This window comes from Sphingobium olei (assembly GCF_042678845.1).
GTDB lineage: Bacteria > Pseudomonadota > Alphaproteobacteria > Sphingomonadales > Sphingomonadaceae > Sphingobium > Sphingobium olei.
On the sequence record NZ_JBHTLS010000135.1, the window covers coordinates 241,277 to 255,897 of the forward strand.

General features: G+C 65.9%; 13 protein-coding genes. 4 read left to right on the forward strand and 9 right to left on the reverse strand.

All coding sequences use genetic code 11. From position 1 onward, the window contains the following. Positions 1 to 68 precede the first annotated feature (68 nt). From treY to ACFQ24_RS20960, 7 genes are all read right to left on the reverse strand, one after another. The gene (treY, locus tag ACFQ24_RS20930) at positions 69 to 2,459 is read right to left on the reverse strand and encodes a malto-oligosyltrehalose synthase (protein WP_380914808.1); all 2,391 of its coding nucleotides are present in this window, start codon (positions 2,457 to 2,459) and stop codon (positions 69 to 71) included. Next, complete coding sequence (locus tag ACFQ24_RS20935) at positions 2,456 to 4,183, reverse strand: 4-alpha-glucanotransferase (protein ID WP_380914810.1); 1,728 nt, start codon at positions 4,181 to 4,183, stop codon at positions 2,456 to 2,458. The genes treY and ACFQ24_RS20935 overlap by 4 nt, the downstream gene beginning before the upstream one ends. 2 nt (positions 4,184 to 4,185) lie before the next feature. Further along, positions 4,186 to 5,886, reverse strand: a complete 1,701-nt coding sequence (gene treZ / locus ACFQ24_RS20940; RefSeq protein WP_380914812.1) for a malto-oligosyltrehalose trehalohydrolase — start codon at positions 5,884 to 5,886, stop codon at positions 4,186 to 4,188. After that, the gene (gene glgX, locus ACFQ24_RS20945) at positions 5,883 to 7,988 is read right to left on the reverse strand and encodes a glycogen debranching protein GlgX (protein ID WP_380914814.1); all 2,106 of its coding nucleotides are present in this window, start codon (positions 7,986 to 7,988) and stop codon (positions 5,883 to 5,885) included. The genes treZ and glgX overlap by 4 nt, the downstream gene beginning before the upstream one ends. A 47-nt stretch (positions 7,989 to 8,035) precedes the next feature. Then, a complete protein-coding gene (locus tag ACFQ24_RS20950; RefSeq protein ID WP_380914816.1) occupies positions 8,036 to 8,263 on the reverse strand; it encodes a DUF2934 domain-containing protein in 228 nt (75 codons plus the stop codon). A 91-nt stretch (positions 8,264 to 8,354) separates the two neighbouring features. Further along, a complete protein-coding gene (locus ACFQ24_RS20955; RefSeq protein ID WP_380914818.1) occupies positions 8,355 to 8,705 on the reverse strand; it encodes a hypothetical protein in 351 nt (116 codons plus the stop codon). 5 nt (positions 8,706 to 8,710) lie between these two features. Then, positions 8,711 to 9,598 carry an iron-containing redox enzyme family protein gene (locus ACFQ24_RS20960; protein WP_380914820.1) on the reverse strand — a complete coding sequence of 296 codons (888 nt, stop codon included), beginning with the start codon at positions 9,596 to 9,598 and terminating at the stop codon, positions 8,711 to 8,713. Positions 9,599 to 9,825: 227 nt separating this feature from the next. On the opposite strand from ACFQ24_RS20960, the gene ACFQ24_RS20965 reads away from it, so the two are divergent. From ACFQ24_RS20965 to ACFQ24_RS20975, 3 genes are read left to right on the forward strand one after another with little or no spacing between them, the layout of a single operon-like run. Next, the gene (locus ACFQ24_RS20965; RefSeq protein WP_380914822.1) at positions 9,826 to 9,981 is read left to right on the forward strand and encodes a hypothetical protein; all 156 of its coding nucleotides are present in this window, start codon (positions 9,826 to 9,828) and stop codon (positions 9,979 to 9,981) included. Next, positions 9,971 to 10,525 (forward strand): CinA family protein, encoded by a 555-nt coding sequence (locus ACFQ24_RS20970; protein WP_380914824.1) that lies wholly within the window; start codon positions 9,971 to 9,973, stop codon positions 10,523 to 10,525. The genes ACFQ24_RS20965 and ACFQ24_RS20970 overlap by 11 nt, the downstream gene beginning before the upstream one ends. Next, positions 10,512 to 12,572, forward strand: coding sequence for an NAD(+) synthase (locus tag ACFQ24_RS20975; protein ID WP_380914826.1), 2,061 nt, complete (start codon positions 10,512 to 10,514; stop codon positions 12,570 to 12,572). Before ACFQ24_RS20970 ends, ACFQ24_RS20975 begins: the two co-directional genes overlap by 14 nt. A gap of 4 nt (positions 12,573 to 12,576) precedes the next feature. Here ACFQ24_RS20975 and ACFQ24_RS20980 read toward each other — a convergent pair whose 3' ends face one another. Both ACFQ24_RS20980 and ACFQ24_RS20985 read right to left on the reverse strand, forming a co-directional pair. After that, a complete protein-coding gene (locus ACFQ24_RS20980; RefSeq protein WP_380914828.1) occupies positions 12,577 to 13,308 on the reverse strand; it encodes a Crp/Fnr family transcriptional regulator in 732 nt (243 codons plus the stop codon). A gap of 209 nt (positions 13,309 to 13,517) precedes the next feature. After that, on the reverse strand, positions 13,518 to 14,156 hold the full coding sequence (locus ACFQ24_RS20985) for a Crp/Fnr family transcriptional regulator (RefSeq protein ID WP_380914830.1): 639 nt from the start codon (positions 14,154 to 14,156) through the stop codon (positions 13,518 to 13,520). A 217-nt stretch (positions 14,157 to 14,373) separates the two neighbouring features. Here ACFQ24_RS20985 and ACFQ24_RS20990 point away from each other — a divergent pair, with 217 nt between their 5' ends. After that, positions 14,374 to 14,613, forward strand: coding sequence for a DUF6894 family protein (locus ACFQ24_RS20990; protein WP_380914832.1), 240 nt, complete (start codon positions 14,374 to 14,376; stop codon positions 14,611 to 14,613). The last annotated feature ends 8 nt before the right edge of the window (positions 14,614 to 14,621 follow it).

The following is a 14,621-nucleotide window of genomic DNA, read 5'->3' on the forward strand; positions in this document are numbered from 1 at the left end:
CAGGCGAACATGCCCGCTGCATAAGCGGAGACGCGTGTAAAAGGGGCAAGTTCCGTGTCCTTCAGCCGCTATTCATATAGGTTAACGAAATAGGGATCCCGCGCAAACATTCGTGCGGGCGGCAAGTCGTCCTCCCCTTCGAGGCGGGTGTCGCCCCACCATGGCTCGTCCGGCATTCCACCCCGTTCCACAATCGGCAGGCCGAGGCGCAGGGCGACGGCGCAGACCAGCCTCTTCCCCTCATGCCGCCGCTCGAAGGCGAGGATATGGCCGGCTCGCAGGCCGGTGGCGGGGATCGGCCGATAGCTGCCATGCGCGAACAGGGCAGGCGCGCTGTTGCGCAGGGCGCTCAGTCTGTGGACCAATCCGATCTTCCGCCCGTCTGCGCCTTCGTCATCCAGCAGCTTTGCTTGGCGGGCGACATAGTCCACCGCACGGCGATTGTCGGGATCGACCAGGCTGAAGTCCATTGCCTCGCACCCCTGATAGGTGTCGGGCACGCCCGGCACGCAGAATTTGAGTGCGGTTTGCGCCAGCGTGTTCGCCATGGCGGCGGGTGCGATGCGCTCTAGAAATGCGGACATATCTGCCCGGAAATCCTCTGCGGCGAGGAGCCGCTCGACGAGAAGCTGCGCCCGCCCTTCATAGTCGCTGTCCGGCGCTTCCCAGCTTGACCGCAGCCGCCCTTCGCGCAGCGATTTTTCCAGCCAGGCTGCGATCCGGCCGCTGAAATCGTCTGCGAGCGGACGCCCGGCCTCGTGCGGCCAGACGCCGATCAGCGTTTGGAGGATCTGGTAGCGATCGGCCGGATGGACGAGGAGATCGGGTTCCCGGTCGATCCACCGCGCCACCGCCTCCCGCCACAGGTCTGGCACTGCGCTCAGCACGGCCAGCCGAGCGCGCACATCCTCGCCACGCTTGTGGTCGTGGGTTGCGCTCGCCAGCATGGCGTGAGGGAAGAGGCCGCCTCGCTCCGACGCGCGACGGTGAAAGGTGTCGATGGAGATGGAGAACTGTTCCGGCGCGGAGCCGACATCATTCGCCGACAGCAGCGGCGCGTAGCGGTAGAAGGCGGTGTCCTCCACGCCCTTGGCGGCGATCGGCGCGGACAATTGCTGGAAGCGCCTGACCGCTTGCGCGACAAGCGTAGGGTCGCCCTGCTTGTCGCCGCTCAGCCAGTCCAGCACCAGCCGCGCGACATTCGCTTCGCCGGGCGGAAGATGAGGCTGAACGTCCTCCCATGCCTTGTCGCGCGCGGCCGTGTCGCTGGCAGGCGCGGCGCGACCGTCATGATAGGTGCGATACACGGGGAAGACCCACAGCAGCCGCTCGATCGCGCGGCGGAGCATCGCCGGGTTGATGGCTTCCATCGCGGGGGCCGCCGGGCGCTCCGCAGCGACCAACGCTTCGAACGCGGCGACGCAGGCCCCAAGCTGCGCGTCGAACTGCCAGGACAGCATGTCGCGGCGGGCCTGCGTCACGACCGCAAGCGGATCGACATGGGCAGGGTCGAAGGATTGCCACAGCGCCTTGAGCGGCTCTTCGCCCGCCGGATCGTGCAGCAGCGCGGTCGCGTCGCGCATGAAATCATAGCCGCTGGTCCCGTCCACGCCCCAGTCGGCGGGCAGCGCTTCGTCCGCCGCCAATATCTTTTCCACCACGATGTAGGCGCGGTCCTCCCCGTCGCGGATGGCGTCGAACCGCGCGCGCAGCGTCCGGCAATAGCCTGCCGGATCGGTCAGCCCATCGACATGGTCGATCCGCACCCCGTCGATCAGCCCTTCGCGGAACAGGTCGAAATAGAGGCGGTGCGTGTCTTCGAAGACGTGCGGGTCTTCGATCCGCAGGCCCGCCAGATCGTTGATAGAAAAGAAGCGCCGCCAGTTGAGGCTGTCATTGGCGGTGCGCCAGTGGACCAGCCGATAATGCTGCCGGTCGAGCAGGTCATGAAGGTCGCCGCCGGTCGATCCCGGCCGCAGCGGTAGCGCCTGTTCGCCATAGAGGACCAGTTGCCCCTCCTGAAGCCTCAAGTCGCCCGACGCGACGACTTCAGGCAGGGTCGCGCCCAGGATCGGCAGGATCAGCGGTCCACGCCAGTCGATGTCGAACCAGCGGGCATAGGGGCTGTCCGGCCCCAGCCTCAGCACGTCGTTCCAGTAGGGATTCTCGCCGCCGGCCACGCCCATATGATTGGGCACGATGTCGATGATGATGCCCATGCCCCGCGCGCGCAGGGCGGCCGCGAGCTGCCTGAACCCCTCGTCCCCGCCCAGTTCCGGGTTGATGCGGGTGGGGTCCACCACATCATAACCGTGGCTCGACCCCTTGCGCGCGGTGGTGATGGGGGAGGCGTAGACATGGCTGAAACCCAGGTCCGCGAGATAGGGGATGATCGCCTGCGCGGCGCTGAAAGGGAAGTCGCGCGTCAATTGCAGCCGATACGTGGAGCGAGGGATCATGCGCCTCTCTCCGCATTCAGCAAGGCGATGCGGCGCGCGACATCCTCCCGCCGCAGCAATTCGTCCACCGGCGCAGGGAGCCTGCGCCGCCAGTTGGGATGCTCGTCCACCGTGCCGGGCAGGTTCGGTTGCTCGACGAGCGCAGCCAGATCCTCCATCGGCACGATCAGCAGCGGACACGGCGTCTGCGTCAGGAAGGCTATGGCCCGGTCCACCACGGGGGCGGGATCGTCGTCTGCGGGTTGGGGCAAGCTGTCCCCGATCGCGGCCCAGAGCCTCTTGCGGTCCACCGCCCGCTCCTCCGCCGTCTGTCCGCCGCGATCGAGCTGGCGGTTCCACTCCAGGTCGCGCCCGGTCCACCAGCCCGCCAGCGTCGCCACATCGTGGGTGGCGCTCATGGCGACGGCGGTTTCGCGATAGTCCTCCGCAGGCAGGAAAGCACCGTCTTCGTCGCGGGAGAAGGGCAGGACCGCCATGCCGTAAATGCCGGCTTCCTCCAGCGCGTCGACGAAGCCCAACGGCCGGGTGCCCAGATCCTCCGCGATGACAATGGCGTCGGCGCGCCACGCCTCCAGCTTCACCAACCGCACAAGGTCGTCGAACGGATAGGTAAGATAGGCGCCGTCGCGGGCGGATCGTCCCCTTGGCACGACCCAAAGGCGTTGCAGTCCGAACGCATGGTCTATCCTGATGCCGCCGCCGGTGGGAATGTTGGCCCGCAGCATGGCAATGAAGGGCGCAAAACCGCTGTCGGCAAGGCCGAAGGGGCTGTAGCTGGTGAGGCCCCAGTCCTGACCGAGCGGCCCCAGAGGATCGGGCGGCGCGCCGATGCCGAGCGCGTTCAGGAACAGGCCCGGATCGTTCTGCGCCTCCATGCCTGCAGGGTCGACGCCCACTGCCAGGTCCGCGATCAGGCCGACCGCCATGCCCGCGTCGCGCGCGGCCTGCTGCACCCGGTCCAGTCCGGCTCGGGCATTGTGCTGGAGGAACGTCGCGAAATCCTCCGCGCCGTCGAAATTGCTTCGCAGCGCTTCCAGCTTGGCGGGCCCGGCCTGCGTCCAGTCGATCAGCGGATCGGACGTCGCGTTGGCAGAAGTCTCCGCTTCGCCCAGCAAGGCGTTGAGGGCGATGCGACTGGAGGGGGAATAGGGCGCGAACCGGCCCGGATCATCGATCGACAGCGCATGGACGGGGCTCAATGCCACGGCGTTCGCGCCGGCTTTCCCAAGCGAGGTGACGGCGCGGGCGAGATCGGCAAAGTCCCCGAAATCCCCCTGTCCGCGCAGAGACGGTATCTGAACGGCGACGCCCCAGCAGCGGCCCTTCAGTTGGCGGCACCGCTCGGGCGCGACTGCGATGGTGCAGGTCTCGTCCCCCGCCACCAGTTGGTAATAGCCCGGCTCCGCGATGCCTTCGCTGCTGATCCGGCTTGTGTCGCGCTCCACAACCGCCCCCGCTTCGTTGAGCAGGATGGCACTGTCGAACCCGTCCGGTAGTGAGAAGGGCGTGGCGCAATCGACCGTGATCAGGCACGGCATGCGCATCGCGCGCTCCATCAGCCGCCGCCAGCTCTCCATGATCTCCGCCGGCTCTTCAGCAGGAAGGTCGAGCGCCGCCAAGATTGCGCGCAGGCTGTCGTCGCTGACCTGCTGCTCCACGCCGTCGGCGTCGGTCCACAGCCGCGCTATGCCCGCCGCCGCCGCCAGCATGTGCAAGGGAGCCATCGTCATGCCAGCCACGCGGCGAAGCTGGCGGGGCCGCCTGCATCGCCCAGCAGGAACAGCGGTTCGCCTATATCGGGCGCGGCCACTTCCGTCTCGCCCAGATTGAGGAGGATGGTCAATGTTTCGCCCGACCCCATGCGCCATGATGCCAGTACCGCCGCTTCCGACAGGCTGCGCGCGCCCGCCGGTCTGCATCCGGCAAGCCTCGGTATAATCTGCTGCCGCCGCAGCGCCAGCAATTCGCGATAGAAGTCGCGCCATGCCGCTGCGTCCTCGCCCGCCGCGACGCGCGAGGCGTCGAAGGTCGCGACGGCGTTGGGATCGGGGATGTGCGCGCGCGCCTCTTCGCTGGAGAAGGCGGCGAAGGCGGCGAATTCCCGCCGCCGGCCCTCCCGCACGGCGTCGGCCAGTTCGTCGTGGAAATCGGTGAAGAAGAGGAAGGGGCTTTGCGCGCCGGATTCCTCCCCCATGAACAGCATCGGGATTTGCGGCATCAGCAACAGCAGCGCCGTCGCTGCCTTCAACCGCGCCGGCGTTGTGAGCCGGACCAGCCGCTCGCCCAGCGCCCGGTTGCCGACCTGATCGTGATTCTGGAGGAAGGCGATGAAGGCGGTCGGCGGCAAATGGCCGCTCGCGGAACCGCGTACCTTGCCGCCCTGATGCGGGGAAGGATCGCCCTGGTAGATGAAGCCTTCGGCGAGGCAGCGGGCCAGCTTCTCGGCCGGCCGCTCGGCGAAATCCTCATAATAGGCGTCGCGCTCTCCCGTCAGCAGGACGTGCATCACATTATGAAAATCGTCATTCCATTGCGCGTCGTAGCGGTCGGGCGACAGCCGGTCGGGATCGTTGCGCTCATTTTCCAGCATCAGATGGACATGCCGGTCCGGTCCCGTTGCGGACCGGATATCCCGCGCCAGTCCATCGAGGAAATCGTCATCACCGATCGCGTGGACCGCGTCGAAGCGCAGCCCGTCGAACCCATAATCGCCGAGCCACATCAGCGCATTTTCGCGAAAATAGGCGGCGACCTGAGAACGGTCCACCGCCACCGCGCCGCCCCAGGGCGTATGACGTTCGGCGTGGAAGAAGGAGGAGGCGTAGGCGCCCAGATAATTGCCGTCCGGCCCGAAATGATTGTAGACGACGTCGAGGAACATCATCAGCCCCTGCGCATGGGCGGCGTCGATCAGCGCGCGCAGGTCGGCAGGGGTGCCATAGGCCTCTGCCGGGGCAAAGGGCAGCACGCCGTCATAGCCCCAGTTGCGCGTGCCGCTGAACGCGTTGATCGGCATGAGTTCGACGGCGGTCACGCCGATGGCGGCGAGGTCCGGCAACAGAGCGGCGACGCCCGAAAAGCCGCCGCACAGGCCGACATGCAGTTCGTAGATCACCGTTTCCGCCCAGGGGCGGCCGCGCCATTCACCACCAGAAGCGGGCAGATCGACCAGCAGGCTCCAGCCATGGACCCCGCCCGACTGCGCGCGCGAGGCCGGATCGGGGACCGAGAGATCCGCATCGATGCGGAAGCGGTAGCGATCGCCCGCCTGAGCCGCCGTCTCCACCACATGCCAGCCGTCAGCATCGCACGTCATCGGTAGGTCCGGCGCGCCGTCCCGTTCCAGCGTCACCGCGTCCCGGTCCGGCGCCCACAGGCGAAAGCGCCAGCGATCCTCCTCCAGCCGGACCGGCCCCCAGAGGGTCATGCGGACGCCTCTTCACCCACCCAGCAGACCAGCACCGCCGAATGCGGCTGGACGCCATAGTCATCCTCGATCTCGAACGGCTCGCGATCGGGCTGGGCGCTGTCGATCAGCACCTCGCGTGTGGCGGACGGCGCGGGCAGGATGAAGTCGATGGGCGTATCGCCGGCATTGAGCAACAGGGTCAGAACCTCCACCTTGCCGTCGTCCCGCTGGGTCGCGCGGCGCATCACCAGCGCGCGGCCTTCGGGATTGTCCCAATCTTCCGGCGACAACGGATTGCCGCGTTCGTCCCACCATTCGATGTCGTTCACACCGACGCCGGGGGAGTCCTGTCCGTAAAGGAAGGTCGGCGCGCGCAGGACCGGATGCTGCTTGCGCAAGGCGATGAGGCGCGCGGTGAAGTCGAACAGCGCCTTGCCCTCTTCCCCTTCCATCATCGACCAGTCGAGCCAGCTGATCTCATTATCCTGGCAATAGGCGTTGTTGTTGCCGCCCTGCGTCCGCCCGAACTCGTCGCCTGCGACCAGCATCGGCGTCCCGAGCGAGGTGAGCAGGGTCGTCAGCATCGCCCGGCGCACCCGTCCGCGCGTCTCGTTGATTCCTTCGTCTTCGGTCGGCCCTTCCGCGCCCCAGTTGCGCGAGAGGTTGTTGTCATGCCCGTCGCGATTATCCTCGCCATTGGCCTCGTTGTGCCGCTCCTCGTAGGACACGAGGTCGGCGAGGGTGTAGCCGTCATGGCTGGTGAGGAAATTGACGCTGGCCCAGGGCCGCCGCGCACGCCGGTCGAACACGTCGCCCGAGCCGGAGAGCCGGGCGGCGAGGTCGCCGCGCTGGCCCGGATCGCCCCGCCAGAAGCGGCGGACGGTGTCGCGATATTTGTCGTTCCACTCGGCAAAGCCCGGCGGGAAATTGCCGAGTTGATACCCGCCCATGCCGACGTCCCATGGCTCCGCGATGAGCTTGAGCCGGCCCAGGATCGGATCCTGCCGCAGCACATCGAACAGGCCCGCATTGGGATCAAAGCCATGGTCCGTGCGCCCGAGCGTCAGGCCAAGGTCGAAACGGAAGCCGTCGATGCCGAAGCTGGTCGCCCAGTAACGCAGCGAATCCGCCACCATCTGGATGACGCGGGCGTGGGTCAGCTTGAACGTGTTGCCGGTCCCGGTATCGTTCAGGCAATAACGCGGATCGTCGGGCAGCAGCCGGTAATAGGTCGCATTGTCGATCCCGCGCCACGACAGGGTTGGCCCCATCTCGCTGCCTTCGCAGCTATGGTTGTAGACAACGTCGAGGATCACCTCGATCCCGGCCGCGTGCAGCCGCCGCACCGCCACGCGCAGTTCGTCATGCGTGTCGCTCGCGAAATAGCTGGGTTCGGGGGCGAAGAAGCTGAGCGTATTATAGCCCCAATAGTTGCGCAGCCCCTTTTCCTGCAGGAAACGGTCCTGGGTGAAGGCGTGGATCGGCATCAGTTCCAGCGTGGTGATGCCGAGGCGCTTCAAATGGTCGATAACCTTGGGGTGGGCCAGCGCGGCGAAGGTGCCGCGTTCCTGCGGTGGCGCGGCCTCCAGCAATTTGGTCAGGCCCTTGGCGTGCGCCTCGTATATCACGGTCTCGGACCAGGGCACATTGGGACGCACGTCGCGCGACCAGTCGAAACTGTCGTGCGTCACCACCCCCTTTGGCATTGCGGGCGCGCTGTCCCGCTTGTCGAAGCCTAGGTCGCCACGCCGCCCGCGCACCGGATAGCCGTGCAGCACGTCGTTCCAGCGCAGGCTGCCCGACAATTTGCGGGCGTAGGGATCGAGCAGCAGTTTGTTGGGATTGAAGCGATGCCCCTGTTCCGGCGCATAGGGGCCGTGGACGCGATAGCCGTAAAGCAGGCCCGGCCGCGCGTCGGGCAGGTAGCCATGCCACACCTCGTCGGTGCATTCGGGCAGGGTGAGGCGCGCCAGTTCCTTCTTCCCCTGCGGATCGAACAGGCACAGTTCCACCCGATCGGCGTTGGCGGAAAAGATGGCGAAGTTGACGCCCAGCCCATCGAAACTGGCGCCAAGCGGGTAGGGGGAGCCGCCCTCGAGGCGGTCGGGAAACTGGCTCAAGCGGCCTCCGGTCGTTCAGAGGGAAGAAAGGCGGGACGGGAAAGACGTCAGACCGTTTTCTTGCGTCGCTTGGGCTTGGCGAGTTCCTCCGCCGCAGCCCCGGTCGCAAGGGGATTGGGCAGTTCGACCGCCTCGCCGGGCGCGGTCACGTCCAGCGCCGCGATTTCCGCGGCCGCCTGCGCCCAATGTTCGTCCGCCAGTCCCTCGGGATGGCCCTGCGCTTCCCATATGGCGTGGGCGCGTTCGCGGATACGGTCGTCATTCTCTTGGGACATGGCTGGCCCTCCCTGTCGGCGCTGCTCGTCAGCGCTCCTTCAATGCGTGAGCCGACGATAGGATGCACCATCCTTTCGCCGGCGTGAAATTCTAATGGATGATGCGCCGGAGCGCCGGGACAAGGCGGGCGGCAACCGCGTCTTTGGAAACGACCGGCGCTTGAGGATGCTGGGCCGCGACGCTTCCGCCGATTGCGCCCGAGCAGAAAAGATAGGGAACGCCATAGGCATCCAGATCGTCGGCGATCAGGCCGACATCCTGGCGACCCAGACGGATGTCGAGCACCGCGCCGGCGGGCAGGCGGCCCGCCAAAGCGGCCGCGCCTTCGCTTAGCGTCCGGTGTGGCCCGTCGACGGCGAAGTCGGCGTCTTCCAATATATCCATGATCGCGGCCGCCACGGATGGATCGTCCTCGACCAGCAGGATGGTTTGCGTAGCCATGGTCGTCATGCCAGTCCGAAATGCGCGCGGTAGGCATCGAAGCAACGCGCGCCGCAGCGCAGGCGGATGAGCGCGCCTTCCGCCATCGCGGTCGCGCGGCGCGGGTCTTCCGCCACCAGCGGCTTGATAGCCTCCTCGTTCCAGTCCTTGCTGTGCTTGACGTCAAGCACCGCGTGCAGGTCGAAATATCGTCGCTCCGCATTGGACAGGCCGATACGTTTGAGCGCACGCGCGGTGTGCGCGGAGCGATCGGGGGCGGTCAGTTCGATGACGCCGAGCGCGCCGACGCTGTGCCAGGCATAGAAGCGCGATGTCGCCATGGCGGTCATGGCATTGGCAAGCGCCAGGCTTTCCCAGCAGGTCTGCTCGATGCGGGTCTCCAGATCGAGTATGTCGACCAATTGCGAGAGCATCGGGCCATGCATGCCCTTCACATTGCCGCGCCCCATTTCGTCCCAATAGTTGCGGGCCAGCTCCATCTTCGCCTGGGTCGGCAGCTTTACCTGCGTCATTGCGACCAGATCGTCGAACCCAGCCTCGCCCGCCGCTTCCTGGCCCAGGAACCAGCGTATCTGGTCCCGGTCGGCCTCGTCCGCGAGCCAGGGGAACAGCCGGTCGTGCTGCCCCGGCCCGGACTGCTTCAACTCCTCGAACCAGGCGATGAAGCCTTCGACATCGGTCGGGGCGCGGGCGGCCTCGGGGCGGACCTCCGCGCGCAGTTCCTCAATGAAGGCGCGTTCGAGGCGCGCCATGCGTGCGTCGGTCTCCAGCCGCTGCGCCACCGCCTCGTCTGGATAGGCGGGGGCGAGGCGGGACCGGTTCCACCGGCTGAGCTGCTCCTGAAAATTCTGTTGCAGGAACTGCGAGTCTTCGAACTTCAATCGGGTAGCCACGACAGGATGATCCTCTTTATCAGGCTTTGTGCGTGACTGAACAATCCCGCAGCGGCGCGGCCGTTCCGCAAAATCTGACTGATCCCGATCAATTTGACGTGTGCGAGGCCCAAATGTGCGGCTTTTTGCCCTGCTTTGCGATGCGGCCAAGCTGGGACTAACCTGTGTAAGGTTGTGCAGGAACCAACCCTGCGCCGCCTCCTTGTCCCCCGCAAAGAGGAGAGCGCATGAAAGACGAAAAAGCCCATCGCGAACGGCGACCCAACATCTCGACCGAGAACCAGCCGCCCGGCGCGGCGCGTCATCCGCGCGATACGCTGGACCGGCCTCCGGGAAAGGGGCCGGGCAGCAGCAGCGCGAAGGGGCGGCCCGATGGCGAATGACGCGGATGTGGCGGACGCTGCTGACGATGCCGCCGCCAAGACCTTGTCGCCGATCTTGCCCGCCGACATAGAGGACGCGGCCGCCGCCCTGCTGCGCGACGCCTGCGCGGCCGACCTCAGCCTCGTGACGGCGGAAAGCTGCACCGGCGGGCTCCTGTCTTCGCTGCTGACCGATGTGGAAGGCGCGAGCCATGCATTCGAGCGCGGCTTTGCCGTCTATAGCGAGGACGCGAAATGCGAGCTTCTGGGGATAAGGCGCGACGCGATAGAGGCATGCGGAGCCGTGAGCCGCGACGTGGCGGTCGCCATGGCGGAAGGGGCGCTCGCCCGGTCGCGGGGCGACATCGCCCTGGCCGTGACGGGCTATGCCGGTGCCGCACCCGATGGCGAGGAGAACGGCTTGGTCCACTTTGCCTGCGCCCGCAAGGGTGGTCCGACGCTGCATCGGGAAAAGCATTTCGGGGATATCGGTCGCGGCCCGGTGCGGATAGCATGCCTGCGTGTGGGACTGGACATGATGAGGCAGGCACTTGAGCGAAGCTGACGATTTTCTTTCCATTCATCGCCATGGCCTCGTCCGCGTCGCGGCGGCGACGCCTGCGGCAAGTGCCGGCGATGTGGCCGCCAATGCACGATCGATCCTGGCCGTGGCCCGGCAAGCGGCGGAGCGGCGGGCCGACCTTGTCCTCTTCCCCGAACTGTGCCTGTCCTCCTACGCGATCGACGACCTGCACTTGCAGGATGCGCTCCTGGACCGGGTCGAGCAGGAGGTCGGCCATCTGGTCGCCGCCAGTGCCGACCTTCCGCTGCTGCTGATCGGCGCACCTTTGCGGCGGGCGGGGCGGGTCTATAATTGCGCCCTTGTGATCGCGCGGGGACGGCTGATCGGCGTGGTGCCGAAAAGCTACCTGCCCAACTATCGCGAATATTATGAGAAGCGCTGGTTCGCGTCCGGCGCGGGTCTCACCGGGCTCGACATCGAGGTCGCGGGCATGACCGTTCCCTTCGGCACGGACCTGCTGTTCGCGGCGGAAGGGTTTGCCGATTTCATCTTCCATGTCGAAATCTGCGAGGATTATTGGGCGCCGCTGCCGCCCTCAACCTTCGGGGCGATGGCGGGCGCGCTGATCCTGTGCAACCTGTCCGCGTCCAACATCACCATCGGCAAGTCGCGCGACCGCCATCTTCTGTCCGCGTCGCAATCGATGCGCTGCGTCGCCGCCTACGCCTATTCCGCCGCCGGCGCAGGGGAAAGCACCACCGACCTTGCCTGGGACGGTCAGGCGATGGTGCATGAACTGGGTGATCTGCTGGGCGAATCCGGCCGCTTTGGCGATAGTCCGGAATTGTTGCTGGCCGACATTGATGTGCAGCGGGTCCGGCTGGAGCGGATGCGCAACGGCACCTTCAACGACAGCGCAGCGGCGGCCGGTCATCCCGAAACCCGCTTCCGCCGCCTGTCCTTCCCCTTCACGCCTGCCAAAGCCGACATGGGCTTGCATCGCCCCGTCCGCCGCTTTCCCTTCGTGCCCGCCGATCCGCTGCGGCTCGACGCCGATTGCTACGAGGCCTTCAACATCCAGGTGGAGGCGCTTGTCACCCGGTTCCGCGCGACGGCGGGGCGACATATGGTGATCGGCGTTTCCGGCGGTCTCGATTCCACTCATGCGCTGATCGTCGCGGCCAAGGCGTGCGACCGCATGGGACTGCCCCGCTCGACCCTGTTGGGCTACACCATGCCGGGCTTTGCGACCGGCGAGCAGACGAAGGGCAATGCCTGGGCGCTGATGAACGCGCTCGGCATCACGGGCGAGGAAATCGACATCCGTCCCGCCGCGCGCCAGATGCTCGCCGACATGGACCACCCCTTCGCGCGCGGGGAGGCGGTCTATGACATCACCTTCGAAAATGTGCAGGCGGGCCTGCGCACCGACTATCTGTTCCGGCTGGCGAACCGCCATGGCGGCTTCGTCATCGGGACCGGCGACCTCAGCGAGCTGGGGCTGGGCTGGTGTACCTATGGCGTTGGCGACCAGATGAGCCATTATGCTGTCAACAGCGGGGTGCCCAAGACGCTCATCCAGTTCCTGATCCGCTGGTGCATCGCAACCGACCAGTTCGACGATCCCACCAAGCGGATATTGGACGCCATATTGAACACGGAAATCTCGCCCGAATTGGTTCCGGCGGGGGCGGGCGGCGCGTTGCAGAGCACGGAATCGAAAGTCGGGCCTTACGCGCTCAACGACTTCTTCCTGCATCATATCGTGCGCTTGGGCCTGCCGCCGTCCAAGGTCGCCTTCCTCGCCTGGCATGCCTGGGGGGATGCGGCAGTCGGGGAATGGCCGCCCGATTATCCTGAGGACGCGCGCGTCGCCTACGACCTGCCGACGATCCGGCGCTGGCTGGACAATTTCCTGTACCGCTTCTTTGCGATCAGCCAGTTCAAGCGATCGGCGCTCCCCAACGGACCGAAAGTCTCGGCGGGCGGCGCGCTGTCGCCGCGTGGCGACTGGCGCGCGCCCTCCGATGGCGTCGCCGGGCCGTGGCTCGACGAACTGGCGAGCGCGCTCGGCCCGCGCCAGGACTGATCGATCAGGCGGAGTGCCGCCCGGCCCAGGCCGCAGGACGGAAATCGACCAGTTGCGCCAGCTTTTGCCATTGGGGAACCATGATCTCCCGTCGGTTCCTCTGGATGATGCCGTCGCTTTCAAGGGCGCGCAGCGTGCGGTTCACATGAACAGTCGTCATGCCGGTCGCGTCCGCCAGTTCCGATTGCGTGAACGGCAGGCTGAAGACGCAGCCGTCAAAGCCGCCCCCGGGATGGCTTCGTATCACCAGTTCGTAGAACAGATGCGCGATCCGCCCGCGCGCGTCGCGGCGGCCCATATTGGCGACCCACGCCCGGGTGATGGAAAGCTCCGCTTCGGCTTCCGTCCACAGGGCCGAAGCGATGGCGGGACAGGTGCGGCTCAGGTCCAATATGCTGTCGATCGGCACCGCGGCGACCCGCACCGATGTCAACGCCTGAACGAAATCCTCCGCCGCCGGCGGTGGCAGCGATGGTAGGTTCAATATGTCGCCAGGGCCGTGGATGCCAATGATATGCCGCAACCCCTCGGCGGAAAAACGGTGCCGGTGGGCGAGGCCGCCGAGCAGGATGTGGCAGCTGGTCGCCCGGTCGCCTTCCTGGATCACATAGCCCCCAACAGGCAGGCTCCGTTCCTGGAACGGCAGCGCCAGTAGGGCCGCGTGGTCAGTGGGCGACAGGTTCATCCTGCCTTTCAGACGTGTGGCAAGGGGGGCGAGAATATGCTGCACGGTCACGACGCGCGCCCCGCTTTTCTACCCAATATTTGATCCTGTCATGATCCGTCATGTTGGTGGCGCGGGCCAAGAAGCTCTCGCGGCGCGACAGCATGGACATGCTTCCTGCCGAGAGCGCCGCACCTTGCTCCAAAGACGGAACTGCGGACGCTAACATATGCTAACTAGGTTGTAATTTTTCTGTCAGGCTTGGAAAACCGGGTTTTTCATCACGCCGGGGCGTCGTTCACGGATATGGCGGCCGCTTCGCGCAGGGCCGCTATGTCGGGTATGCGCAGCCATTTGGACTGCAGTTCGATCAACCCGCGCGTCCGCATCGTCTGGAGGGTGCGATTGACATGCACCGGTGTCAGGCCCGTGACGTCCGCAATGTCCATCTGCGTCAGCGGCAGGGAGCATTGCTGGCCGTAGGCCAGGCCGCACCCGCGCATCCGCTCGAACAGTTCCAGCAGCAGGTGCGCCAGCCTCTCAAGAGCCGTTCGCCGGCCCAGCGTAACCAACCAGCTCGCCTGCCGTTCGGACCCATCCACCATATTCTTCCAGAAGCTGGCCTGGATGTCGCCCGAACCCGAAGCGGGAATCTGGCACGGCGCCTTGCGCGCGCGCACATTGGTGAGCGCAACGATGGGCTGGGAAGGCCGCCGGCCGAGCGCCCAGTGCGGTTCGCAATAGTCGCCGGGCAGATAGAGCGCGGTGATCTGTCGCCGGCCGTCCGGCAAAAGCCGGTACCGCGAGGCCCAGCCTTCCAATATCTGATAGAGACCGTCCGGCTTCTCATTTTCCCGCGCGAGAAACTCGTGCGGACGAAAGAAAACCAATGCGTCTTCTGCTGCAACCTGGCTTAACATGGTTATCCCCTGTCAAGCCCCCCTAAAGTGCATGATAGGCGCATGGTGCCTTTTCAAATTCACTTATGTTGCCTTTGTCCGATTTTTTTTTCAGGCGGACCGCCATTTCCACCGCCCTGGCTGAACCCGTTCACCGGTCGGCAATATTTGGGTCGGCGGATCGCCTTGCCTGGCGCGACTCGAGGGAACTCTTTGCCCGCCCCGGTCTTGAAGCGGCATGGAACGCTATCACATCAATCTCTTCAACGACGCGGACATTCTGGACGAGGAGGGACAGGAGTTTGTCGACCTCGCCGCCGCGCATGCGGAAGCGATGCGCAGCGCGCGCGAAGTCATTGCCGATCATGTGATGAACGGCCGGCCGATCGACCTTCGCCACCGCATGGAAATTACCGACAATGCGGGCAAGCTGTTGGATATGATCCGATTCGGCGACGCGATCAGCATCGTGTCGTAAAGCTTATG

What these genes read in the sequence shown, in the direction of transcription:
- treY (WP_380914808.1), bottom strand. Translation starts at nt 2,459, where the DNA reads ATGATCCCTCGCTCCACGTATCGGCTGCAATTGACGCGCGACTTCCCT.
- ACFQ24_RS20935 (WP_380914810.1), bottom strand. Translation starts at nt 4,183, where the DNA reads ATGGCTCCCTTGCACATGCTGGCGGCGGCGGCGGGCATAGCGCGGCTG.
- treZ (WP_380914812.1), bottom strand. Translation starts at nt 5,886, where the DNA reads ATGACCCTCTGGGGGCCGGTCCGGCTGGAGGAGGATCGCTGGCGCTTT.
- ACFQ24_RS20950 (WP_380914816.1), bottom strand. Translation starts at nt 8,263, where the DNA reads ATGTCCCAAGAGAATGACGACCGTATCCGCGAACGCGCCCACGCCATA.
- ACFQ24_RS20955 (WP_380914818.1), bottom strand. Translation starts at nt 8,705, where the DNA reads ATGGCTACGCAAACCATCCTGCTGGTCGAGGACGATCCATCCGTGGCG.
- ACFQ24_RS20965 (WP_380914822.1), top strand. Translation starts at nt 9,826, where the DNA reads ATGAAAGACGAAAAAGCCCATCGCGAACGGCGACCCAACATCTCGACC.
- ACFQ24_RS20970 (WP_380914824.1), top strand. Translation starts at nt 9,971, where the DNA reads ATGGCGAATGACGCGGATGTGGCGGACGCTGCTGACGATGCCGCCGCC.
- ACFQ24_RS20985 (WP_380914830.1), bottom strand. Translation starts at nt 14,156, where the DNA reads ATGTTAAGCCAGGTTGCAGCAGAAGACGCATTGGTTTTCTTTCGTCCG.
- ACFQ24_RS20990 (WP_380914832.1), top strand. Translation starts at nt 14,374, where the DNA reads ATGGAACGCTATCACATCAATCTCTTCAACGACGCGGACATTCTGGAC.